Genomic DNA, 23,227 nt, shown 5'->3' on the forward strand with positions numbered 1-23,227 from the left:
GTGCTTTCATCAGTCGATAGGGATTGACATCCTCTCCCAGCAACCCTATCGGGTATGCAGGGAGATTCCCTGGTTCACACCAAGGATTTCCTGCTTCTCAACCTCTTGACTAGACTTGAACTCAGATAACTTCAAGTCCCCGCCAGAACGATTCCACAGGCTTTTTGTTTTACGTCCACTTGGTGCCCCCAAGCCGGACGGATCTGATTTTTGGTTTTGGGTATTATGCTCTATACAGGTTGCCAGTGTCTTAACCGTTACTTCTGGGCTGCCTACTGGATGAGCTATCCGTATGTTTTCAGCGTGTTACCACCTTATCAATTATATTTGATTGCTCGTTTCGGCGCTATCCCCTTCTCTCGCTATCGCATTGTTCAGGGGACGCACCTCAACTCACCGCCGCTTCACCACCCCCTAACCGCTTCGCGGTATAGGCGGAGTACTGCGACGGATCTTGATAGCAGAACTCCAACTCACCAAGTTATACAATGGGGGTTGGAGTGAATGGTGTCGAACCGAAAACTCGATTCAAACCTTCTTAGATGGAATTGAATCAGATTGAGATTGAAAAAAGCGGGTAACGCGATTCGAACGCGCGACATTCACCTTGGCAAGGTGACGCTCTACCGCTGAGCTATACCCGCAAAACCGCTTTGCAAAACGCTTGTGTTTGCTTGCGTATTATCTATACTTACACAGTTTTTGGAGAGTGTCAACCTTTTCGGAAAATTTTTTTTGATTTTCCCCGTAAGGTGCATGACGCGGCATTGACATACTCCCCAGCCTGAAGGCGTGGGGATTCTTTACGCTTCATTGAGTTGTGCTACCGAAGTAGTCTGACCATCTCTCGACGTACATTTAAGGTCGTGCCGATGCCCCATGCCGACCATTTCTATATTTTTAGACGCATTATCATCTCGGTCGTGTTCTGTACCGCAATTTAGGCAAATCACTGACCGCACAGACAAATCAATTTTTCCCCACCTATAACCGCAATTAGAACAGGTTTGACTGGTGGGTTCCCAACGTCCGATCGCTACAAACTTGCGTCCGTACTTTTCAGACTTTGCTTCAACCAATACCCTGAACTCTCGCCGGGTGCATCTCAATTTCGTAGAATAACCCCTCCGCCTCCGGCACCTCCCCGAACTCGCGGGAATGACCCCTCCGCCTTCGGCACCTCCCCTTAGCAAGGGGAGGATGGGTGGGGTTTCGATCGCACAAGTGAGATGCACCCGCTTGCCCTGAGCCAAGTCGAAGGCTTGCCCTGAGCCAAGTCGAAGGCTTGCCCTGAGCCAAGTCGAAGGGGACGGGGCTTGTATCCTGGTTTTTTGGTCAGGTCGATCGGATATTACGGCATCACGCATCACCCCTAGGGGGGCGGGTTGAAATTGGAGTTAAGAGACCGAAGCTGCTCGTTCCAAGCTGTCGGAGATGGCTTGACGGTATTCGCTCTTCTGTTTGACGCCTTTGAGTTCGGTGACTTTGGCTTTGTCTTTAAAAATTTGTACCGTCGGCGTACCGATGACTCCAGCAGCTTCAGCAATTTCGGGATCGTCTTCGATGTCGATCTCGACGTAGTGAATACGATTCTCGAATTCGTCGACAACGCGATCGAAAATGGTTTTGAGCATATGGCACGGGCCGCAAGTGGGCGCGACGTATTTCACTACCAACGGGCGATCGCTATCGTGATACAGTTTCCGCAGGGCATAGCTGCCGCGATGTCGCGTTTGGCCCGGATCGAAAGTTTCTTCCGAATCCGCTTCGGCGTGGGTTTCCGTCTGTTCGGTAGTCGCTTCCTGGGCTTCTTGATGGAACTCCGTCACCAAGCCTTTTTCCGACAGCCAACGCTCGGCTAACATCGCCCCCATACATCCACTTCCGGCGGCAGTCACCGCTTGGCGAAATTCGTGGTCTTGCACGTCTCCTACGGCGTACACCCCTTCGACGCTGGTTTCGACCGAACCGTTGTGGGTTTTAACGTATCCCACCTCGTCGAGTTCGATCTGGCCTTGGAAAATTTGCGTGTTCGGCGTGTGACCGATCGCGTAGAACAGACCCTGAACGGGAAGCTGACTCTCTTCACCAGTTTGGGTGTTGACGACGTTCAACCCCTGGAGTTTGCCGCTTTCACCGTAAACGTCCGTGGCTTGGGTGTTCCAGTGAACGGTAATTTTCGGATGTTCGAGAACCCGATCCTGCATGGTTTTGCTGGCACGCATCGCGTCCCGACGAACCAGCATATGGACGTGAGTGCCGTACTTTGTGAGAAAGACGGCTTCTTCTGCTGCCGTGTCGCCGCCGCCGATGACCGCCAGCTCGACCTTTCTAAATTGAGGCGCCGCACCGTCGCAGATGGCACAGGCAGAAATTCCCGTGTTCCAGAAGTCTTTTTCGTGGGGAAGGTCGAGTCGTTTAGCTGTGGCACCAGTGGCGATGACGATGCTGTGGGTTTTGAATTCCCGTTCGTCGGAGCGCACGGTAAAGGGACGTTGGCTGAGATCGACGTCGGTGACATCTTCGGTGTAGAGTTCGGCACCCCAACGAACGGCTTGGGCTTTCATGCGATCCATCAGTTGGGGGCCGGTGATGCCCTCGGGAAATCCGGGGAAGTTTTCGACTTCGGTGGTCGTCATCAACTGGCCGCCGGGAATGCCTCCCATTTGGTAGCCCTCGAAAACGATGGGTTTGAGGTTGGCACGGGCGGCGTAGATGGCAGCGGTATATCCGGCCGGCCCCGAACCAATAATGACTAAGTTTTCGACGACGGTGTTACTCATGGCAGTTATGTAAAATCATAATGACTATGGCTACGTGACGACATTATATCAATAATTTGGACAAAAAAGGAAGTCCGAACGCAACGGGGGCAACCGTCTGGCTGCCCCCTGGATGAGTCGATAGAATTACCCTAATTTATCGCGGGGTTAAAACGCTTAACTGAGGGACTCGAGGAAGTCCCGAACGCGGTTTCGACGTTTGGGCTGACGCAGTTTTTGCAGAGCTTTGGCTTCGATTTGACGAACCCGTTCGCGAGAGAGTTCGAGGGCGCGGCCGATTTCAGCTAGAGAGTAGGGGGTTTCGCCGCCCAAACCGAAACGCAAGCGAATGACATCTCGTTCGCGGCTGCTGAGATCGGCGAGGAGGTGCTGGAGTTCCCGTTGTAGGGACTCGCGCATCAGCAGGTCTTCGGGAGAGGCATCGTCGGTTTCGAGGAGTTCGCCAAGTTCGGTGTCTTTTTCTTTTCCGACTTTGGCATCGAGGGAGATCGATCGCGGGACGCGCAACATGACTTCGCGAATTTGGTCGGAGGTCATGTCGAGTTCTTTGGCGATGTCGTCGATGGTGGGGGTGCGTCCGTTGTCTTGGGCGAACTGACGCTGAGCTTTTTTAATTTTGTTGAGTTTTTCGGTGATGTGAACGGGAAGGCGAATCGTGCGGCTTTGAGTGGCGATCGCTCGGGTAATCCCTTGGCGAATCCACCAATAGGCATAGGTACTGAACCGATATCCTCGGGTGGGATCGAATTTTTCGACGGCTCGCTCTAAGCCGATCGTGCCTTCTTGAATTAAATCGAGGAGTTCTAAGCCCCGTTTTTGGTATTTTTTGGCGACGGACACGACCAAGCGCAAGTTGGCTTTGATCATGTGAGCTTTAGCGCGAATCCCTTCGGCTTGAACCTGTTCGAGTTCTTCAAGGGACAAACCGGCCAGTTTCGCCCAGCGGCGTTTCCCCGCCGAGAGGGTCGGTTTGAGCTTCGAGACTTCGAGGTCTGCTTCGCCGGCCCATCGTTCGAGAGACGGACGGTGGCCGAGTTGAGAGGTCAGGCGATCGCGCGTGCAAACCAAGCGAACGCAACGCTGCATGAGTTCGTCGCCGCGATCGGCCGCTTGTTGACGTACTTCTAACAAACTGACGTAGCGTTGGACTTTTTGCGCTTCAGAGACTTCTTCGTCGCGGCCGAGAAGGTTCACCTTCCCGATTTCCTGTAAGTACAGACGGACTAAATCCGTCGTAGTGCGACTCGTGCGAACGAATTCGTCAGCATCGGCGTATTCGACTTCCATGCCCGAGGCGCGATCGAGAGTTTCCTCGTCCGCCTTGGCATCGGTATCGGCCGTCAGTACCTCTAATTCGTCTGTCACAAGACGATCGTCGTAATCAGATTGGGTGTAAGAAGTCGTTCCTGGCATAATACTCGTCTCAATCCCTCCAGGTAAACGGGGGGCTGTGGATGTGATTTCCGTTCTGTCTGTTGCGCCTTATCGATGCCGAGTCGAAAATATCGATCGAGTCGTGCGCAACGACAACCCCCAATGAACGAACTGACAATTGCCTGTAACAGCTTTGACGCCAACAGAGATTCAATTGTCGAAATCCATATGGTTTTACGGACTAAAATTAGTATAGGGAGTTCCTAAACTTGGCAAAGTGATTTGCGTCAAACCACCCTGTTAATCTTCATCACCCTCGACCTGAGTTCCCGATCGCTCGTCGAAATTTTAAAGTTTCTTTACTAAAATTTAAATAGATTAAAGTTTTACAAGATTTGTGTCGCAGATAACAGACAGCTTGTCGAAGATAATGAATCGCGAGACGGCGGTGAGAAACCTTCGAGAAATCCGTCGTCGAGGGGTTGGGCTCGATCGCCCGAGGTTCGCTGCGATCGAGTCATCGTAGGAACGTCGCCGATAACGTCCCTACGGATGAATATTGCCGAGAGGGTTTTAGAAGCCGAACGGGTTTTCGATCGCGCCGGTTTCTTCAGAAAATGCGGCGATCGCATCGGCCACAAACGGCGTCTCGAACGTTTCGCGATCGGAGAGGGACTCGAAAAACGGGATCGATTCGACCGTTTCGATAAAGGTTTCGACGATTTCGGTCTCCTCGCGAGCGATCGCCGCTGAAGATTCTCCCGTCAACCCGTCTCGTTCGCCGTCGAGGTTATCGTCGCCGCCGTCGGTTTCTCCGCCTTCACCGATTCCGTCGATCGCGAATCCGAACGCTTCGAGATCGTCGCGAAGTTCTTCAAACACGATCTCGGTCGCGGCGCGGGTAGGATGAACGTTATCCCAAAACACGTACGCGTCGGGATTTTCGACCACCGTTCCCGTCACCGTATTCAACGCAGGATCGCTCGTGTTGACGAAACCAAAAGAGTCGGGATCGTCTAAAATGTCGTCGAAGATATCGTTAATCTCCAACTCGAAAATTTCGATATCTAAACTCACTTCCAACTCGTCTAAGCGAGTATCGAGAAGGCGGTTGAACTGCTCGATCGAAATGCGGATTCGATCTTGAAAGTCAGATAAAACGGTTTGCACGAACGGCGCGACGCTGACATCGGCAGAATTCGGCACGAGAAAGGTTTCTGCACCCGCTTCAGCTAAGGTCGTTACGTGTTCGGCCAGCGCTTCGACAACTGATTCTGGAGAGGCCAGAGGATTTTGTAAAAAGTCGTTTCCACCGGCGTATAGATACACCAAATCCGTTTCGTCTGGACTCTGTCCGTTCAGATAAAACTGAATTTGTTCGCCCACGTTGGGGGTTCCCAAATCAGATAATCCAAACCCCGTTCTCGCCCCTCCGAAAGCGAAGTTCGTTCCACCTGCCAAAAAAGGGATCGACGCCTCTAATTCGAGACCGTCGGCAATTTTTTCGACTACGAGGGGACCGTTAGAAAAACGTCCGTTGAAATAAGGTGGCGAGGGAGGATCGACGCCCTCTGTACTGAGAAAAACGTTTCCGACATCGGAAAGGCTGTCGCCGAAGACGAGGAGCGAATCGAAGACTGGCAGCGTTTTTTCTTCTGTGTCGTCTCCATCGTCTCCATCGTCGAGGCGATCGCCCTCTCTCGAAAAAAGATGCCAAAACGAATCTTCGCGACTCCACGGACGACGGAACGGAGAGAATCCTGGGCGGCGTTCCGGGCGATCGCGAAATGGATGGGAGGAAAATACGTCTGTATCTCCCTCGTTTACTGGGTTTGATGCAAATTCTGTCATGGCGGTCAGTCCTGACACTCAGTCACCACCTCTGGTGAGAGGTTGACCGTAATTTTACGCAATTTTGGATAAGATTCTGGAATTTTTTACGAAATAATACTCAATCTTTACAGAGTCAACGTAAAATCTTCACACAAAAAACTCAGTAATTTTACGTAATTAATCAATTTCAATGTGAGGTATCGCCAGCAAAACCTCGCACTTAGGGCTAAATTCCCCAGAGATCGGCAAAAGCACTGAGTTCGGTGGAGGCGATCGCCCCTTCGCCCAACTCTGTCGCGGTCTCGAGGATTTCGGAGATCGCCGACGGTTCGTCGGCTGGGACACCATCAGGGACGGGGGGAAATTCCCAAGTTTCCACAACGGCGTGCGAGACTGTTGAGGTGGAGGTGCTGCGATCGCGCCGAGATCGGACGAACGCGTCGGTCAATTCCTCAACAACGGCATCGGCGACGATCTCGTTGACCGTCGCGGAGGGGTGGAGATCGTCCCAAAACAGGTACGTCTCGGGGTTGGGGACGACCGTTCCCGTCAGGGGATCGAGGGCGAAATCCGTGGTGTTGAGAATTCCGAAAGCGGCGGGATTTTCGAGAATATCGTCGAAAACGCGGGCAAAATCTAACTCGACGATCTCAACGCTCAATTCGACTTCTAAGGCATCGAGAGCGGGATCGAGAAGTTCGTTAAAGCGATCGAGTGCTTGACTGATTTCCTGACTGCGCCCGAGCGATCGCACGAGGGGCGATCCGCTAAAATCCCCTAAATTCGGTACGATGAAGGTCGTCGCTCCCGCCTCGGCTAACGTGGTGATATGACCGGCGAGATCGCTGACGACACTTGCGGGATCGATCGGCGTCGGACTTTGAATGAAATTGTTGCTTCCGGCGTAGAGATAGACTAAATCTCCCGCGTCGGGACTGTCTTCAGCTAAATATATAGAAATCTGTTCGCCGACGTTGGGCGATCCGAGGGCGGAGTTGCCAAATCCCGTAGCTGCACCGCCGATGGCGAAATTGTCGCCGCCGAGCAATGCAGGAACGGACGCCTCTAAAGCGATCGCGTCGGCTAAGCGTTCGATGACGAGTTCGCCGTTAGAGAAACGTCCCTCAAAATACGGAGGAGAGGGCGGCATCGTTCCGTTGGTGGCGGCGAAGACGTTCCCGACATCGGAGAGACTGTCGCCGAAGACGACGAGGTTGTCGAAGCCTGGGGAAGGTGAAGGGGCGATCGCGCCGTCGAGTTCTGGCGTCACGACGAATTCAGACAAGACCTCGGGGGTGCGATCGCGGATCGCTTGGGGGTTGGCATTGAGTTCGGCTTCCGTGTAAGGATCGATGCCGTAGGTGGTGACGCGAAGTTCCTGAGTTTCGGAGTCGATCTCGAACTCGGTCCAACCAAAGGTTTGGGTGGCGACGTAACCGCCTTGGAGAAGTCGAGCCGCAACCGGCGATCCTTGCAACCCGAGGGGATCGTAACCGAGAGTTTCTAACTGGGTATTCGTCAGTTCTTCGACAAACGCATCTTTGCCTTGACGGGGTAAGGCGTTGAAGAGTGCGACTTGTTCGGCAGAAAGCAAGCCGAAATCTGCCGCCAGGTCGATAACGGTGGGGCCGAAAGGCGCGTCGAAGGCAACGGAACCCGTGGTAATTTCAAAGGCGTTGGTGGGAATTTGCGGGCCGCCAGGGTTGAGTTGATAAGTGATGTTGTTAACGAGAGTTCCGTGGATGTCCGCCGCGACGAAGACCACGTTGTCGATGTCGTTAGTATCGATGAAGTTGAGGATTTCGGTGCGTTCAGCGGCGTAGCCTTCAAAGCGATCGCCGGCTGCAATTAAACCCAGGTTTTGTATGGGTTCGGGAACCATGACGAACTTCCAGGTTACGCCAGCATTTTCGGCGGCCAGTAAGTCTCGTTTGAGGTCTTCGACTTGCACCCGTCCTAACATGGTTCGGCTAGGGTCGAAGCTGTTCGAGAGAAAATCGAGGATTTCAGTGAAATTGTTAATGTCGGCTTGGGGAAGTGCGGGATCGCGGAACGATCGCGCGTCGAGAACGAACACCGCCGCATCGCTTCCGTAGGTTTGACTGCGATAGAGTTTCCGTTCGCCTGCGGTACGGGGGTCGCCAGTTTCGCCGTAAAATTCGTCGAGAATCGGGTTGTATTCTTGGAAGGCTTGCAACCCGTTCTCGTAAAGTGGTGTGTCGTTGATGAGTTCGCTTCCAGTTCCGAAACGTCCGAGAGGATCGGTTGACGCAGGTGCGCCGCCAGAAAAGTCGTTGGTGACTTCGTGGTCGTCGATGGTGGCGAAGACGCTGGTAGAGGCGCGAAGGTCTTCCCAGGTGTTGCGTCCGAAGCGATCGCCGTAGACTTCGGCGTGTTTGAGGCGAAATTCTTCGAGGGTTTCGGCTTGGGGTTTGTTGAGTGCGGGAGAGGGGAAGTCGGCGTAGATGGTGTCGCCGTGGAGAAGGAAAAAGTCGAGATCTCGGTCGTCGGCGTTGGTAATGGCGGGATAGGGAGACAGTTCGCCTCGCCAGTCCCCAGAAACACCAAATTTCAAGCCGTCAAAGGTTCCGAGTTCGGCGGCGGTGTCGAATTCGCCGGTTTGGGAACTTCCCTGGCTATCGGTGACGCGGTAATAATAGGTAGTGTTGGGTTGCAGTCCCGTGAGTTCGAGTTTGACGGGTTGGTTCGGGTCGCTGACTTCGGTGGAGAGGGTTCCGAGGATTTCGTTAAAGTTGGGGTCAGTGGAGTATTCGATCGCCACGAAATCGGGTTCGGTGCTGCGCGTCCACAGAACGGTACTGTTTTGGCTGGTGTCCCCGGAGGCGATACCGTTGGGGAGTGTTGGGGAACCGTTCGTCTCGCTTCGCAAGTCGGCGAGAAAAGCGTTGATGTTCAGTCCGTAGATTTGAATGAAGTTCAGTAAGCTCATGGCGTTGACACTCCGTTTCGCTGACGCGATCGACTTAACTTTACGGCTTGGGAAGGCGTTCTTAGGTTAATGCTGGGTTAAAAAAATCTGCAAGTAAAAGTCAAAAAACGTCAAATTTTAGCCCCTAACAATTCAATTTTTGTAACGAATCTTTCAGGAATTGGGGCTCTTCGGAGTTTAGGGTGACAGAAAAACTAACTTCACGAGATTTCAAGGGTTTTGGCTCTCGAATTTTCAATTTTTTGTATTATGGTATACATTTATAACCACAAACTCCGAAGACCCGAATTGGCAGGATGGTGTACCGCGCGATCGCGTTCGCTCGATAAAAATTGCCTGAAACTTTCTCGGTAAAATACAATATTTATTGAGGTAAACCTTGAAGGTGCGATCGCGAGCGATCGCCATTTTCTTCAATCCTGTTGAAACGTTTGGCGCAATCGAAACGGCGAGAAAGACACCAACAACCACAGCAACACTCCCAATAACAGGAAATTCCGCAAATTCAACAACACCACAGACGGCGGATACATTAAGCGCAACTGTCGCGTGATAAAACTAAATGTCATCGTCATGGCGAAACTCACCGCCGCCACTCCCACAAACCGCCAGCGCAACAGGGGTAAAAACGCCAACAACCAAATGAGATACTGCGGCGAAAATACCTTATTCATCAACATAAACGCCAACAACGCCGCCGTCGAATACGCCACTAAAGTTTCGACAGAAATCTCCGTAAATCGCTGCGACTCTTCCCGAAACCGCCACCACGTCAAGCCATACACCGTCGCCATCGCCGCCACAAACAGCCACGGTTGAAGCTGTAACAGGGGTTCGGAGAGGGGAGAAATCAGGTGTTGTGCGCCGTAGTTCATTTCTGACGAGGCTTCTGTCAAACCGAGAACGTCTCCCAAACTCACCAATCCAGCGTAAACGCTCTCGATTTGCAAACCGCGATCTTTGTGATACGTCAAAAACGAGGTAAAGTCATCGGGAGCCAGCCACCAAAAGGGAAGAAACGTTAAAAGCGTGGTGGCGATCGCACTGACGCCAAGTTTCACCCCCGTTCCCACCCGACGAGAGGCGACGAAATACAGAAAAAACACGGGAACGAGAACCACGGGATACAATTTCGCTGCGATTCCCAACCCCAACGCGATCCCCGAACCGACGGCGAATCCCGACATCGCCGCCAATACCGCCGCCACCGTTAACAGTGTTGGAAACAAGTCGTATCGCCAGGGAAGCAGCGGCGACAGCAACATCGCCAGCAACGTGTATTTCGTCAGGGTAGAAACGCCGCGACGGGGTGCGATTCCCAGCAATCCCAATGCGAGGAGAACTGCAAATACCAGATTTTCCGCCACGAAGCCGAACACATAATCGCCGGATGCGAGGGGTTCGTGACCAGAAAAGAGTTGGGGAAGGAGAATCGGAATCAGGGAAGCGGGGGGATACTCCAGCAGAAAATCTCGGTAGGGGACGAGTCCCTGGCGAATCGATACCGAAATGTTGTGGTAGTGTTGGAGATCGAAGGCGTGCCAGCGCTCGTAATGGGGGAAAATCCAATAGGTTACGCCGATCGTAAGTAAAAATTGGAGTGCAATCAGTGCGATCGCGCGTCGGGTTGAAGATTGAAAAAACACCGCCACAATTGACAAACTATCCTCGAGTCTTTATATATATTCCCATTGCTTTACTGTTTTTGGGCTTTCTCCCATGCATTCAACGACACGAGAGGACGCGGCACAAGAGAACTCCGTTCCGCGCTCGCGATCGCAAACCGAGGCGATCGCAGTGTCTTTTGTGCTTCCTTGTTTGAACGAAGTTCGCACGTTAGAAATCTGTATTGAGAAGGCGAAAACGGCGCTCGATCGCTTGGGATTGCGTGGAGAAATTGTCGTAGCGGACAACGGTTCGACTGATGGCTCTCAGGAGTTAGCAAAATCCCTCGGCGCGAGAGTCGTAGAGGTTCCCGTTCGCGGCTACGGTGCAGCCTTAACCTGGGGAGTTCGCGCGGCGCAAGGAAACTATATCGTCATTGGGGATGCAGACGATTCTTACGATTTTCGCGAAGCGGTTCCGATGGTTCAAAAGTTAATGACGGGATACGATCTCGTCATCGGAACGCGGCTAAACGGAAAAATTATACCGGGAGCGATGCCTTGGAAAAATCGCCACATCGGAACGCCCGCTTTAACGGCAATTGTAAACCTATTATATCACTCGAAATTCTCCGATGTAAACTCGGGAATGCGAGCCTTTTCTAAAGCAGCCTTCCAACAGTTGGAAATGGAATCGCCAGGGATGGAATTTGCTTCCGAAATGCTGGTCAAATCGGCAATTTTGGGCTTTAAAATGAGTGAAGTTCCGATTACACTCCATCCCGACGGGCGCGATCGCGCACCTCATTTGCGTCCTTGGTCGGACGGCTGGCGGCATTTAAAATATATCTTGCTATTTGCACCGAAGTATGTTTATTGGATTCCGGGGATTTTATTGATTTCTCTGGGATTAGTTTTATCGGGAATTTTAAACCTCGCTCCCGGTGGAGAATCGGTCTATATTGGAGAGTTGCGGTTTAACGACCACTGGATCGTGGTGTCTGCACTCTCCTGTTTGTTGGGTTACGAATTGCTGTTAACTGGACTCTTGGCTCATTTATACACCTTAACCCATCGCATTCGACGGCGATCGAAACGGATGGATTGGGTGGTAAAATCCATTAGCATCGAGAAAATTATTCTATTTTCTCTGGCGATGTTTGGAATTGGCTTAGGAATCGAATTATCGATCGTCCGAACTTGGGTCGATGCAGATTTCGGGCCGCTTTACGCCATTCGTCCGGCGGTCACGGGAATGGTGTTTATACTAATCGGCGCACAAACGCTGTTTAGTGGCTTGTTTTACGCCGTTCTTTCCGAACGATATCAAAGCGATCGCCGTCAGAATTCCTAAACTCCCGTTCGTAAAATTTATAGGTAGTGCGATCGCGCTTCTCTTCTCCTTTCCTCACAATGCAAACCCTTCATCGTTCCCTCGTCATGAATCGCCGAGTTCGCGTTTTAGCGAAGCATCTGGCGAACCTATTACCCGAAAACCAACCTCTCACCGGACTCGATGTCGGCTGTGGAAGCGGCGAAGTGGCTGTTGCGGTGAAAACCTTACGTCCGACAGTAAAATTAGAAGGGGTAGACATATTCGTTCGTCCGAAAACTGCAATTCCCGTCCGTGAATTTGACGGAAGAACGCTTCCGTATCCCGACAATAGTTTCGATTTCGTGATGGTGGTCGATGTCTTACACCACACCCACGATCCCAAACAGGTTTTAGGAGAATGTACCCGTGTCGCCAAACACGCAGTTTTAATTAAAGACCACTATTGTAATTCTGGGTTCGACGAAATTCGTTTGCGGTTCATGGATTGGGTAGGAAATCGCAGTTACGGCGTCGCACTTCCTTATCATTATCTCTCTTCGAGTCAGTGGAAGATCGTTTTCAGCGAACTCGAATGGTTTCCTGAAGTCACGAAACGAAAACTCGATTTATATCCCGTTCCCTTTCGCTATATTTTCGATGCAAATTTGCATTTTATCGCGCGGTTACAAAGAAACGATCGGCAATAAATTCCGTATGAGAAGTCAGTAAAAAACGTAGGGTGCGTCAGACTTGAAAACCGTAAAAGCGAACGGGAAATCTCCCCAACCTGACGCACCGCTGAGGAATAAATTGACAAAAATAAAACGGGATACGGGTTGGGATAGAAACAACGTGATGTGCGGTGCGTCAGACTGAAACTTTCTAAATTCAAGAGTTGATACTTTAAAGCTGACGCACCCTACCGCTTTCTAAATTGAAGCGTTGATATCTTAGAAATGACGCACCCTACCGCTAACATCCGAATTCTAAAATCCCCGCAGCAGGTTTTTACCACAATCGCTATCGTCTTCGGGGTGTTCGTTGTATTTCTCACCCCACCCTTTCAATCTCCCGACGAATATCTCCATTTTTACCGCGCCTTTCAAATTGCAGAAGGACATCTCGTCGCCGAACGTCAAACGGGAGACTGCTACGGATACAGCAAATATTTCGAGACAGAGGTTTGTTTGGGGGGAAACCTTCCCAAAAGCGTGTTAACCACCGTTCGCAACGTCTCGAGTCGCGATTTGCGCTTCGACAAAACCCAGAAACAAAATCTTGACGAATTGTTCGCCGTTCTCGATTTACCGCTAAATCCCCAAGATCGCGTTTTTATAAATTTCAAAACCACGGCGTTACATTCACCAATTCCCTATCTTCCCCAAGCCTTGGGAATTGCGATCGCAAAAGCTGCAAACCTGTCACCACTGAAACTCATGTATTCGGGGAGGTTGGCGAACTTAGCCGCGTGGGTGGGGTTGGTATTTTTGGGGATTCGCTGGAGTCCAATTCATCAGTGGTTTTTGGTGATGTTGGCGTTGACGCCGATGTCGCTGTTTTTGGCGTCGTCGCTATCGTTAGATGCGTTAACCAACGGTGTCGCTTTCGCGTTTTTGGGGTTAGTGTTGCGGGTAGCGATCGGCGATGAAACAGAAGAAAAAACAACAGAAAAAATCCATGAAACTCAACTGCAACAAGATTTGAATGTTGAGTGTCGTTCCTCAATCCAACCGACGAGAGTTCGAGAAATTGCAAAACGAGGTCAGTCCTTCCAAGACGTCACAAAAACTGAAGAAAACCGAAATCCCTCGATCGATCTGGCGATTTTAGCAGTGTTGGCGATCGCCTTGTCGTTGTCGAAACTGGCGTATTTCCCGCTAGTGTTGCTGTTTCTGGCGATTCCGAGGCGAAAAGTAGGAAGTTGGCGACGCTATTGGGGAAGTTTCAGCGCGATCGCACTGGCCTCTGGCGTCGCAGTGGTACTGTGGTCGCAGGTCGTCTCTCGAATTTACGTTTCCCTTCACCCGCAACTGTCCCCCTCCGACCAAATTCAGTTTGTTTTAACCCATCCGCTGGCGTTTGCGGCGACGGTAATGCGGACGCTGACGACGTTTGGCGGCGATTACGCACATCAGTTTATCGGAGTTTTGGGGTGGTTGGACGCGCCGCTACCGAGATGGTTGGTAGCGTTGTATTGGGGAATGTTGGCGATCGCAGCCTGGCTTCCGAATCCCGCAGACAAGGGGTTTAAGCTTTGGCAACGGGGAGTTTTCGCCCTCAGCGCGTTATCCAGTATGGTAATGTTGTGCGGTTTGGCGTATTTGTGGAACTTCGTCGGCGCGGAGACGATCGGCGGGTTACAGGGTCGCTATTGGATTCCCATCGCGCCAGCGATCGGACTGTTATTCTACAATCGTCGTTTGAGAAGGATCTCGAAGAGTTTACCTCGGTTTTGGGTCGGGTTCGTGTTATTTTCGAGTACGATTACGCTGGCGGTGTTGTGCGATCGCTATTATGGGTCGATCGTGGGTCGTTAGAGGTTTTGACGCGAGGCGAGCGTTCGGATATGGCTGAAGTTCGAGAATACGATTATTTTGGCGATCGCATATCGTGGCTGGACAAACTTCGCATGAAATCTTCGTTGCGAATTCGCCGCCAAATTTACGATTGGTTTTCACAACAAATCGGTGGCGTTTCGGGTAAAGTTTTTCTCGACCACGGCGCGACTCCCGACACCGATCGCATCGATAGTAACTGCTGGATTCGCTGGCTTCTCGAAGACGGCGCCACCGTTTACGCCACCTCTCCCGAAGAAATTCAACATCTCGAACAGCAATTTCCAGGCTTAACAGTCGTCCCTTTTCCACCTCGACCCGAGCAGTTTTCTAAACTCGACTTTGTCACCTCTTCAGCCGTCATCGAACACGTAGGATCTCAATCCGAACAACTTCAATATCTTCGCGATTTACTATCTCTCGGATCGGGAATTCTCGTCGCAACTCCCAATCGCTACCACTGGTTAGATTTCCACACTAAACTTCCCATCGTTCACTGGTTGCCTCGCCGACACCACCGTACTATATTAAATATTTTAGGCTTAACCTTTTGGGCGCAAGAAAAAAATTTAAGATTGCTTTCTCAAAGAGATTTAGCTCGATTAATTTGGAACGTCTTGCTCGAAAAAAATACACGATATCGTGTAAGCTGGTTTCAGCCTAAATTTCTCGGTGCTGTGTCCAACCTCGTTGTTCTCGCTCGTCAATAAATGAACGTCATCCAAACCGATATCCCAGAAGTTTTACTCCTCGAACCTCGTGTTTTTGGAGACGATCGCGGCTTTTTCTTTGAAAGTTTCAACCAACATATTTTTGAAGAAAAAACAGGCGTCGAAACGAACTTCGTTCAAGACAATCATTCACGATCGACCTACGGCGTGTTGCGAGGACTGCACTATCAAATCCAACAAGCACAAGGGAAGTTAATTCGCGTCTGCATGGGAGAAATTTTCGACGTTGCGGTCGATATTCGCAAAAAATCACCGACGTTCGGACAGTGGGTCGGATATCGACTGAGTGCGGACAACAAGCGACAGTTGTGGATTCCAGCGGGATTCGCACACGGATTTTCGGTACTCTCGGAGGTCGCAGAAGTGCTGTACAAAACGACCGATTATTACGCCAAAGACCACGAACGCAGTATTGCTTGGAACGATTCCGATTTGGCGATCGACTGGCAACTTGGCGCAACCGAGCCGATTTTATCTCAAAAAGATAAAGCAGGTGTTCCCTTCAAAACAGCGGAGGTCTACGAATAATGCGAGTTATGATCGCTGGTGTTAGCGGACAGTTGGGGTGGGAGTTGCAACGCGTCCTCGACCCCGTGGCTGAGGTGGTTGGAGTCGGACGCGATCGCCTGGATTTGTCCCAACCCCGCAGCATTCCCCCAGTTATCGCCGAAATTCGACCGGACGTTATCGTCAACTGCGCGGCGTACACCGCCGTAGACAAAGCCGAACACGAACCGGAACTCGCACAAACCGTCAACGGAATCGCACCGGGGGTTTTCGCGAAAGCGGCGCAGCGACAAGGCGCGACACTCCTGCACGTTTCGACAGATTACGTCTTCGACGGAAACCACAGCCGTCCTTACACCGAGACTGACCCCACGAATCCCGTCGGCGAATACGGGAAATCGAAACTCGCCGGAGAAGTGGAAGTCTTGCAAAGCGACGCGTCTCACATTGTTTTGCGAACGGCTTGGGTGTACGGGGTCGGCGGTCGGGGAAACTTCGTGAAAACGATGTTGCGGTTGGGGAAAGACCGCGAAGAAGTGCGCGTGGTCGCCGACCAAGTGGGGACTCCCTCGTGGACGGGAGACATCGCCAACGCGATCGCGCAAATCGTGACGAACCACTACGATATTGAGGGAACCTACCACTTCACCAACAGCGGCGTCGCCAGTTGGTACGATTTCGCCGTAGCGATTTTCGAGGAAGCCGAAGCGTTAGGATTTCCGTTGAAATTAAAGCGAGTCGTTCCCATTACCACGGCGGAATATCCGACTCTAGCTCAGCGTCCGGCGTATTCGGTCTTGTCGGGAAAGAAACTCGAAGGAGTGTTGGGAACCTTTGCACCCCATTGGCGAGTGGGACTGCGTCAGATGTTAGCGGCGTTAAAGCCGACGATAGAATAGGTAAACCCTTACAGTTTTTGCAGTCGTACTCGAACTCAATTGAATCAGGAAAGAGTCAATCGATAAACAACATTCGCAAAACGTCCGGCGTAAACGGATTTTCCCCAGCTTGCAACATCTCGATCCAATTTTGCCGTTGAAAGCGTCGAGGTTCGTTCTCGCTAGCCTCCACAAAGGCTTGAAAATCCTCGATCGCTCCGTCCGTATCCCCAACTAACGCCCGCGCCAAACCGCGACTGTCGCGAATTTCAACGTTGTCCGGGTCGAGTTTGACGGCCTGTTCGCAAGCCTCGAGAACCTCTTCCGCGTGGCCCCATAGGCTCCCGTACCAACACAGTATGTTCCACGACTGCGCCCCGACGCTGAAAAAAGTATGGAGCGCTTGGGCTTCTTCGTAGAGAGAGATAGCCTCGATGACTTCACCGCGCATCACCAAGCGTTCCCCTTCTGTCACCAGCGCTTCGGGCGATCGCCGTCGGGCGATCGCGTCAGTTTCCACAGCCGTCGAACCCCTCTCGTTCCCATCGCTTCCAGCCGGCCGCGTTCCGAACCGCGCCAGGGCGACCTTAGCCTCGATTCCCATCCCAGCGGCGATCGCAGCCACGATCGCCAACACTCCTATCCGTCTCATCATGTCGTTACAGGGTTAAACTCACACACGGGGGGCGATCGCTTCTAAACCCCTCAGATCGTCCCGAAGCCAGCGATCGATCTGTTGTTGCCAGACTCGGCGATCGCCAGAATTATCCAAAACGAGATCGGCCTGCTGGCATTTGTACGCCAACGGCAGTTGTGCCTCGATGCGCGATCGCGCCTCCTCTTCACTGTAGCCGTTCCGCTGTCTCAATCGTGCCAGTTGCTCTTCCGGCGAACAGGCCACGACCCAAATTTCCGTCGCTAAATCCGTCATGTTCGCTTCAAATAACAACGGCACTACCAGCACCACCGTCTCCTCGCGCCGCTCGATCTCCGCCACGAAACGCTGGCGCACGAACGGGTGAATTCGACCTTCGAGCCATTGCCGTTCTCGAGGGTTTCCGAATACGATCGCCCCCAATCGAGCGCGATCGAGGGTTCCGTCCGCCTGCAACACCTCAGAGCCGTAACGACGGGCGATCGCCTGCAACACCTCAGACCCCGGCATGACTGCCTCCCGCGCGTAAACGTCCGCATCGAGAACGGCAAACCCGTAAGTCTCCTGTAAAAACACCGCGATCGTACTTTTACCCGTCGCGATGCCGCCCGTCAAACCGATAACGCGCCGTCGAACCATCAGCGATAGACGATGCGAACCGCGTCGCCAAACCCAACCTTCAAGCGATCGCCAGCACTGGCGCGATCGGCCCCGATTTCGACCCAACCGTGACTGCCCACCAACGCCACCGTCCCTTCCGCTTTCGCATCGCTGTAGGTTTCGCCGTAGGGAACCTGCTGCGTTCCGACAACTGCGTGCCAAGTTTTGCCCTCGACCCATTCACCCGGAACGGTCGTAATGAGATTCCCGAAGCGATCGCAATACTGCACGCACGCCTCGATTTCACCGCCCGTATGCCGCGCCTCCCCGACGGACAACCGCACCAAACTCTCGGGATCGACAGCTTTTCCCAGGCGATCGACCCGAACTCCCGTCGCGATGTGAGCCCCGACCGGTGCGAAAATATCGCGGGCGTGAAAGGTGCGACTCGGGCGATCGGTGCGCCAGTACTTCGGTTCGGTGAGTTCGACGACCGACACGACGCGATGTTGACTCAACACGCCATCGAAAATACCGTTGTCCGGCCCGACGAGATAGCCGTCCTCGAGTTGTACGGCAATGCCCCGCCTCGGCGTTCCCACCCCCGGATCGACCACGGCCACGTGAACCGTATCCTTGGGAAAATAGGGATAGGCGTTCGCCAGACAAAAGCGGGCAGCGGCCACGTCTTGAGGCGTAATATCGTGAGAAATATCGATCGCCGAAACTGTCGGATCGACCTTGGCGATAACCCCTTTGAGAATGCCGACGTAGCCATCGCGCAACCCGAAATCCGTCAGTAAAGTTAAATGTCGTCTAGAAAACATAAGACTCCTTCGATCGATCTCCGAAATGCTGTCGTGTTCGTTGAATTCCTGACGTTGTGGCGAGCGTGTACCGTCAAACTGCCCCAACCCACTTCAAACAGTAGAAAAAACCCCTCAAGAAAACAAGCCTCGTTTCCCATCGGGGAGGATCGTGCGCCAGTTGGTTTTGGCCGACGCCAGTTGTTCCTGAGTGACTTTCGCGTTCGCGAGGTTCGCCCCGCAGAGGTTGGCTCCTGTAATGTTGGCGTAGGTCAGATAAGCGTTCGTCAGGTCGGCACCTCGCAAATCCGCCCCGGCGAGGTTGCAGTAACTCATAAACGCATCGCTGAGATCGGCATCCCGCAGAATGGCGTGGTTCATCCCCGCCTGACTGAGATCGGCTTTGTGGAGGTTCGCCCCGCGCAAGTTCGTTTTGACCAGTTTACTTTCGTTGAAATTGACGCCTTCTAAATTGAACCGTTGCAAATCCGCCCCGCTTAAATTGCGGTTGGCGAAGTCGCGACGTCCTTTAAAGTAATTGGTCTTGAGTTCTTCGGCGGTGAGTTTTTCCCCCTGAGCGCGGCGGTTGCTCTGAGAGCGGTTCCACGAAGAGGCGGTCGTGCGATCGCGCAGGCGACTGCGAAACGAAGTTCGTGGGGATCGGTGCAGGCGAGTATCGGTAAGGTTTGTCGCGTCAAGGGGTTCGGTAGACGTAAAGTTCGTCGCCTCCTGCGTGGGCTGGGGGGGCTGCGTCGTCTCCTCGAGCGGTTCGACGTCGGGTTCGACAGCGGGTTGAGGCTGGGGGGGCGCGACCTCGATCGCATCTTCTGGCGTGGGTTGGTAGTGTAAGTCGGCGAGAACTTCCTCAGCGGCTTGGTAGCGTTGCGCCAACACCGGTTGGAGCATTTTATCGAGGACGTAAACCAAGTTGTCGCTGACCTGAACGCGATCGCGCCAGCAAATACTGCCCGTGAGCGGATCGTACCCCAAGCGACGAGGAGATTTCCCCGTGAGCAGGTACAAACAGGTCGCGCCGAGGGCGTAGATATCGCTGGCGTAGACCGGATGCATAGCCATCTGTTCCGGGGGCGCAAATCCTGGCGTTCCGATCGCGAAGGAGGTGTTAGGAGTCGGGTCGTCGGGATCGAGAATAGCCGTATGGCTGACTTCGTCTTTCACCGCCCCAAAGTCGATCGTTACGAGTCGGTTGTCGAGGCTGCGGCGGATGATGTTTGCGGGTTTGATGTCGCGGTGAATGACAGTTTGAGACTGGAAATATTTCAGAAGTTCGAGGATTTCGTCGAGAACGGCTCGGACTTGAAATTCATCGAAGCAGCCCGACCGTTTGACTTCCTGTTTGAGGGTCAAGCCCTTAACGTACTCTTGAACCAGATAAAACTGTCCGTCGAGTTCGAAGTAGTCGAGGAGCGTGGGGACTTGCGGATGGTTGCCGATTTTCCCGAGGGTAGTCGCCTCCCGCTCGAACAGAAGGCGGGCGCGTTCGATGGCGTTGGCATTGTTCGAGGCGACCCGTAGTTGTTTGATCGCGCAGATGGGTTCGCCGGGAAGCGCGACGTTACGGGCGGCGAACGTCGCACCAAACCCACCTTGTCCGAGGACTTTGACCGCACAATAGCGTCTGTTGAGCAGTAAGTTCGCACCGCAACTGAGGCACTGCTCGTTAGAGTCGGAATTTTCGGGACTCGGACAGGCGGGATTGACGCAATAACGCATGAACGATGTCGGAAGTCGAGGGGTTCGGAACGCGATCGTCTCAGACGGGGGGAGTCGGCCGACCTTTCAACCCCGCCTCTCTTAATCATTATGTACGATATGTACGATCGCGCTCTCCGTATTCGATAAAACCTACTCACCGGACTCGAGAGGTGTGCAGGAACTCTTGGGACTCGAACGCGGTCGCCGGCCATAAATCGGAGCGATCGAACCGGGTTCCCGTGAGGTTCGCCCCGTGCAGGTTCGCACCGAGAAGTTTTACGCCTTGCAAAATGGCATCGCTGAGGTTCGCCGCACTGAGATCTGCACCGTTGAGATTCGCACCGCTGAGTTTGGCTGCACTGAGATCGACACCAGAGAGTTCGACTCCTTCCCAGTTTACGCCGTTGAGGTACGCCCCGCATAACTTCGCCCCGGCAAACCGCGCCTCGTTTAACACGGCTCCGCTCAGTCGCGCGCCACTCAGGTTCGCCCAGCGAAAATCCGCCCCTTTGAGATTGGCACCGCGCAGGTTCGCCCCTTTGAGATCGGCACCGCGCAGGTTCGCCCCTTCGAGATCGGCACCACGCAGGTTCGCCCCTTCGAGATCGGCACCGCTCAGCCGCGCCCGAGCGAGGGTCGCTTTGACCGCAAAGACCCCCTTCAGGCTGGCTTTCGTGAGATCGGCTTTGACGAGTTGGCTGTCGCTGAGTTTGGCGTAGCTCAGATCTGCCCAGTTCAAACGAGCGCCGTTGAAAACGGTTTTCGTCAGGAACGCTCGCCCCAAGTCGGCACCGATGAGGTTGGCGTCTGTAAAATCCACCGCGATGAACGTGGCGTGTTGTAAATTCGCGCCTTGTAGGTCGACACCGCTAAAGTGGGTGGTTCCTGCTTCGTAGCTTCTGAGGAGGTGACTGACTTTCATCGACTAGATCCCATGCATGGGAAAAATATTCGATCCCAAGTTGGAAATTTTAGCGAATTTTTATGCCAGTTCTAAATAATTTATTAAAATTGAAACAATAAGTCAAAAGACGCAATTTAAATTCACAATTCTTCGGGCGTTAACGCGTGCGACCCAATGGGATTGTTTTAGCGCGATCGCCTCGTCTCTATCTGTTATTCTAAGGAAGTTTGGATGCGATGACCGAATCAGCCTGTCGCGTCCGTGTTTTCTCGGTTGTCGGTCGTTGTCGAAACCGTTCTTATGGGAGATCCGAGAGCGAGATGTTTTTAGTTCTCACGCGAGTCCTGCTCTGGCTGCTCGTTCTCATTATAGCCTTTTACGTTTTTCTGAAAATCGTTCCTAAAACGTACTTTACGTTTTTAGGTTCGTTGGCGATCGTGATTTTTATCGTATTGGTGTGGTTCGATCCTAGCGATCGCACGGCGACCCTAGCCTGGTCGATTCTCTCTCTCCCGTTTCAACCAGTCGGTTTGATTTGGATTTTACTCGCTCAGTCTCTCAAAGGAATTCGAGGGGTGGCGATCTCGAGGACCTCTCGCAATCAGATTTACGCGGCGTTCGTGCTGCTGTGGGTATTCAGTACCCCGCTTTTTTCGGAATTTTTCTATCAAAGATCGATCGAACGAAACGCCATCCAACTCCTCGAAACGACCGCTACAGACACGGCAGAGACCATCGTTCTCATCGCCCAGCAAACCGTCGAACCTCAAGTTCTCGATCGCCGACACATTCAACTGAGCGATAACGGCAACCTCATTTCATATACCGCTCAGCTCTATAACAACAGTACCGCCACCCGCATCATTATCAGTGCCGGACAGCGCTACGACTTCCCCGAAGAAGTGCGGGAACAAGAAATCAGCGAAGCGGAAATCGTGCGCGATCTGTTAGTCGAACAGTTCGGCATTCCCCAAGACCGTGCGCTCCTCGAAGACACCGCTCTAAACCTGCGCCAGAGCGTCTTAGCAGTCTCGGAAATTATTGAGGAAAACGACTTCGAGCCGCGCGTCTTCGTCGTGACTTCCGCCTTATCCCTCTATCGAGCGGTCACGGCCTTTGCTCGAGAAAACATCGAAGTCGTTCCCCGACCGGGAGATTTCGTCACCTTCGAACCGTCGAATCCCGAACGGCTCGACGTGACCCTAGCCTCTGTCGTGCCGAGTGCCAGAGGGTTGACCCTCTCGACGCGACTGATCGACGAATACCTCACGACGCTCTATTACTTCTTGCGAGGTTGGTTGGCACCGGCCGAGTTTGTTTGCTTGCAATGCCGCGACGCGACGCTACAGTCGGGGGGCGAACGGCAGAGCCTATCGAACTCGACTTCCGACAATTCAAAAAAATTAACAGAAATTTTTGGCGATCTTCGGTGAGATTACGGAGATTCGAGGGTAAACTAGGGGTCAACAACCGTAAATCTGGATAAAGTCGCCGAGCGTTCGGCCGAAACCACCTCGATCGAGCGATCGCCGTCTCGGCCGTCGTATCACACCCTCGAGTGCAACACGATCTACGATGGTGTTGCTGGGTTTTATGGCGAAAGCTCTGTGTCTGACAACTGTAACGCTCGAATCTCGAGCGAGATCGATCCCACCGCAACCCAGGCTAAGCGGTGTTTTTCCCTCGAACGACCCATTTGCAAAGCTCTTTAACATTGCAAGCGAGAAGTCCCCGCTTCTAATCTCCGATTGAAGCGCGGGAGGAATGCCGGGACAGCAACTTTAAGACTTGCGCGGCAACCCTCAAATAATAGTACAATTATCGCATGGAACAAATCCTGACTGTCGTTTGCCAGTTAAAGGCCACCGCCGAGCAAAGTGCCGCCCTCTTGCGAGTTGCACAAGCATTTGCCGCAGCCTGTAACCTTACAAACTCTGTCGTTCGTCCGGCTGTGACCAGCAAAACAACAATTCAGTCGTTGGTCTATCGGCAACTGCGAGAATCCTTCGGACTGAG

Annotated in this window: 18 protein-coding genes, 1 tRNA gene and 1 pseudogene; 8 read left to right on the forward strand and 12 right to left on the reverse strand. The window is 52.8% G+C overall.

The genetic code is table 11. The annotated features are described in order from the left end of the window. Positions 1-572: 572 nt before the first annotated feature. The 7 genes from GEI7105_RS0116280 to GEI7105_RS0116315 form a co-directional block, all read right to left on the reverse strand. A tRNA-Gly gene (locus GEI7105_RS0116280) sits at positions 573-644 on the reverse strand. 159 nt (positions 645-803) lie between these two features. Next, positions 804-1,367, reverse strand: coding sequence for a zinc ribbon domain-containing protein (locus tag GEI7105_RS40785; RefSeq protein ID WP_342662829.1), 564 nt, complete (start codon positions 1,365-1,367; stop codon positions 804-806). Positions 1,368-1,397: 30 nt separating this feature from the next. Continuing rightward, on the reverse strand, positions 1,398-2,783 hold the full coding sequence (gene trxB, locus GEI7105_RS0116285) for a thioredoxin-disulfide reductase (protein WP_017661497.1): 1,386 nt from the start codon (positions 2,781-2,783) through the stop codon (positions 1,398-1,400). 156 nt (positions 2,784-2,939) lie between these two features. Continuing rightward, positions 2,940-4,196 carry an RNA polymerase sigma factor SigC gene (gene sigC / locus GEI7105_RS0116290; protein WP_026097712.1) on the reverse strand — a complete coding sequence of 419 codons (1,257 nt, stop codon included), beginning with the start codon at positions 4,194-4,196 and terminating at the stop codon, positions 2,940-2,942. 534 nt (positions 4,197-4,730) lie between these two features. After that, positions 4,731-6,008, reverse strand: coding sequence for an SGNH/GDSL hydrolase family protein (locus tag GEI7105_RS0116305; RefSeq protein ID WP_144053837.1), 1,278 nt, complete (start codon positions 6,006-6,008; stop codon positions 4,731-4,733). A 208-nt stretch (positions 6,009-6,216) separates the two neighbouring features. Beyond that, entirely contained in the window at positions 6,217-8,940 is a 2,724-nt protein-coding gene (locus tag GEI7105_RS35080; protein ID WP_017661502.1) for an alkaline phosphatase D family protein, read from the reverse strand. Between the two features lie 413 nt (positions 8,941-9,353). After that, positions 9,354-10,592, reverse strand: a complete 1,239-nt coding sequence (locus GEI7105_RS0116315) for a glycosyltransferase 87 family protein (RefSeq protein ID WP_158413223.1) — start codon at positions 10,590-10,592, stop codon at positions 9,354-9,356. Positions 10,593-10,659: 67 nt separating this feature from the next. Here GEI7105_RS0116315 and GEI7105_RS30915 point away from each other — a divergent pair, with 67 nt between their 5' ends. The 6 genes from GEI7105_RS30915 to rfbD all read left to right on the forward strand — a co-directional run bounded on the left by GEI7105_RS30915 (position 10,660) and on the right by rfbD (position 16,551). After that, positions 10,660-11,898, forward strand: a complete 1,239-nt coding sequence (locus GEI7105_RS30915) for a glycosyltransferase family 2 protein (RefSeq protein ID WP_017661504.1) — start codon at positions 10,660-10,662, stop codon at positions 11,896-11,898. 86 nt (positions 11,899-11,984) lie between these two features. After that, entirely contained in the window at positions 11,985-12,566 is a 582-nt protein-coding gene (locus GEI7105_RS0116325; RefSeq protein WP_202804408.1) for a class I SAM-dependent methyltransferase, read from the forward strand. Positions 12,567-12,815: 249 nt separating this feature from the next. Continuing rightward, positions 12,816-14,396 (forward strand): DUF2142 domain-containing protein, encoded by a 1,581-nt coding sequence (locus GEI7105_RS0116330; protein WP_071592025.1) that lies wholly within the window; start codon positions 12,816-12,818, stop codon positions 14,394-14,396. 29 nt (positions 14,397-14,425) lie between these two features. Next, positions 14,426-15,124: a class I SAM-dependent methyltransferase gene (locus GEI7105_RS0116335; RefSeq protein ID WP_026097713.1), complete on the forward strand. Its 699-nt coding sequence runs from the start codon at positions 14,426-14,428 to the stop codon at positions 15,122-15,124. Continuing rightward, a complete protein-coding gene (rfbC, locus tag GEI7105_RS0116340; protein ID WP_017661508.1) occupies positions 15,125-15,673 on the forward strand; it encodes a dTDP-4-dehydrorhamnose 3,5-epimerase in 549 nt (182 codons plus the stop codon). Continuing rightward, positions 15,673-16,551 carry a dTDP-4-dehydrorhamnose reductase gene (gene rfbD / locus GEI7105_RS0116345; RefSeq protein ID WP_017661509.1) on the forward strand — a complete coding sequence of 293 codons (879 nt, stop codon included), beginning with the start codon at positions 15,673-15,675 and terminating at the stop codon, positions 16,549-16,551. The genes rfbC and rfbD overlap by 1 nt, the downstream gene beginning before the upstream one ends. A 55-nt stretch (positions 16,552-16,606) precedes the next feature. Here the strand turns inward: rfbD and GEI7105_RS0116350 are convergent, their stop codons facing one another. The 5 genes from GEI7105_RS0116350 to GEI7105_RS0116370 form a co-directional block, all read right to left on the reverse strand. Then, the gene (locus tag GEI7105_RS0116350) at positions 16,607-17,185 is read right to left on the reverse strand and encodes a tetratricopeptide repeat protein (RefSeq protein WP_017661510.1); all 579 of its coding nucleotides are present in this window, start codon (positions 17,183-17,185) and stop codon (positions 16,607-16,609) included. 18 nt (positions 17,186-17,203) lie between these two features. Beyond that, entirely contained in the window at positions 17,204-17,824 is a 621-nt protein-coding gene (gene coaE / locus GEI7105_RS0116355) for a dephospho-CoA kinase (RefSeq protein WP_017661511.1), read from the reverse strand. Beyond that, positions 17,824-18,612 (reverse strand): SAM hydrolase/SAM-dependent halogenase family protein, encoded by a 789-nt coding sequence (locus GEI7105_RS0116360; protein WP_017661512.1) that lies wholly within the window; start codon positions 18,610-18,612, stop codon positions 17,824-17,826. Before GEI7105_RS0116360 ends, coaE begins: the two co-directional genes overlap by 1 nt. A gap of 114 nt (positions 18,613-18,726) precedes the next feature. After that, positions 18,727-20,325 carry a serine/threonine-protein kinase gene (locus tag GEI7105_RS0116365; RefSeq protein ID WP_017661513.1) on the reverse strand — a complete coding sequence of 533 codons (1,599 nt, stop codon included), beginning with the start codon at positions 20,323-20,325 and terminating at the stop codon, positions 18,727-18,729. A 136-nt stretch (positions 20,326-20,461) separates the two neighbouring features. Next, positions 20,462-21,229, reverse strand: a complete 768-nt coding sequence (locus GEI7105_RS0116370; RefSeq protein WP_017661514.1) for a pentapeptide repeat-containing protein — start codon at positions 21,227-21,229, stop codon at positions 20,462-20,464. Between the two features lie 302 nt (positions 21,230-21,531). Between GEI7105_RS0116370 and GEI7105_RS0116375 the strand changes: the two genes are divergently transcribed. Further along, entirely contained in the window at positions 21,532-22,644 is a 1,113-nt protein-coding gene (locus GEI7105_RS0116375; protein ID WP_017661515.1) for a YdcF family protein, read from the forward strand. Positions 22,645-23,036: 392 nt separating this feature from the next. Further along, a pseudogene (locus GEI7105_RS39495) lies at positions 23,037-23,227 on the forward strand (RNA-guided endonuclease InsQ/TnpB family protein); the annotation flags it as partial.

Source organism: Baaleninema simplex PCC 7105 (assembly GCF_000332355.1).
Lineage (GTDB): Bacteria > Cyanobacteriota > Cyanobacteriia > Cyanobacteriales > Geitlerinemataceae > Baaleninema > Baaleninema simplex.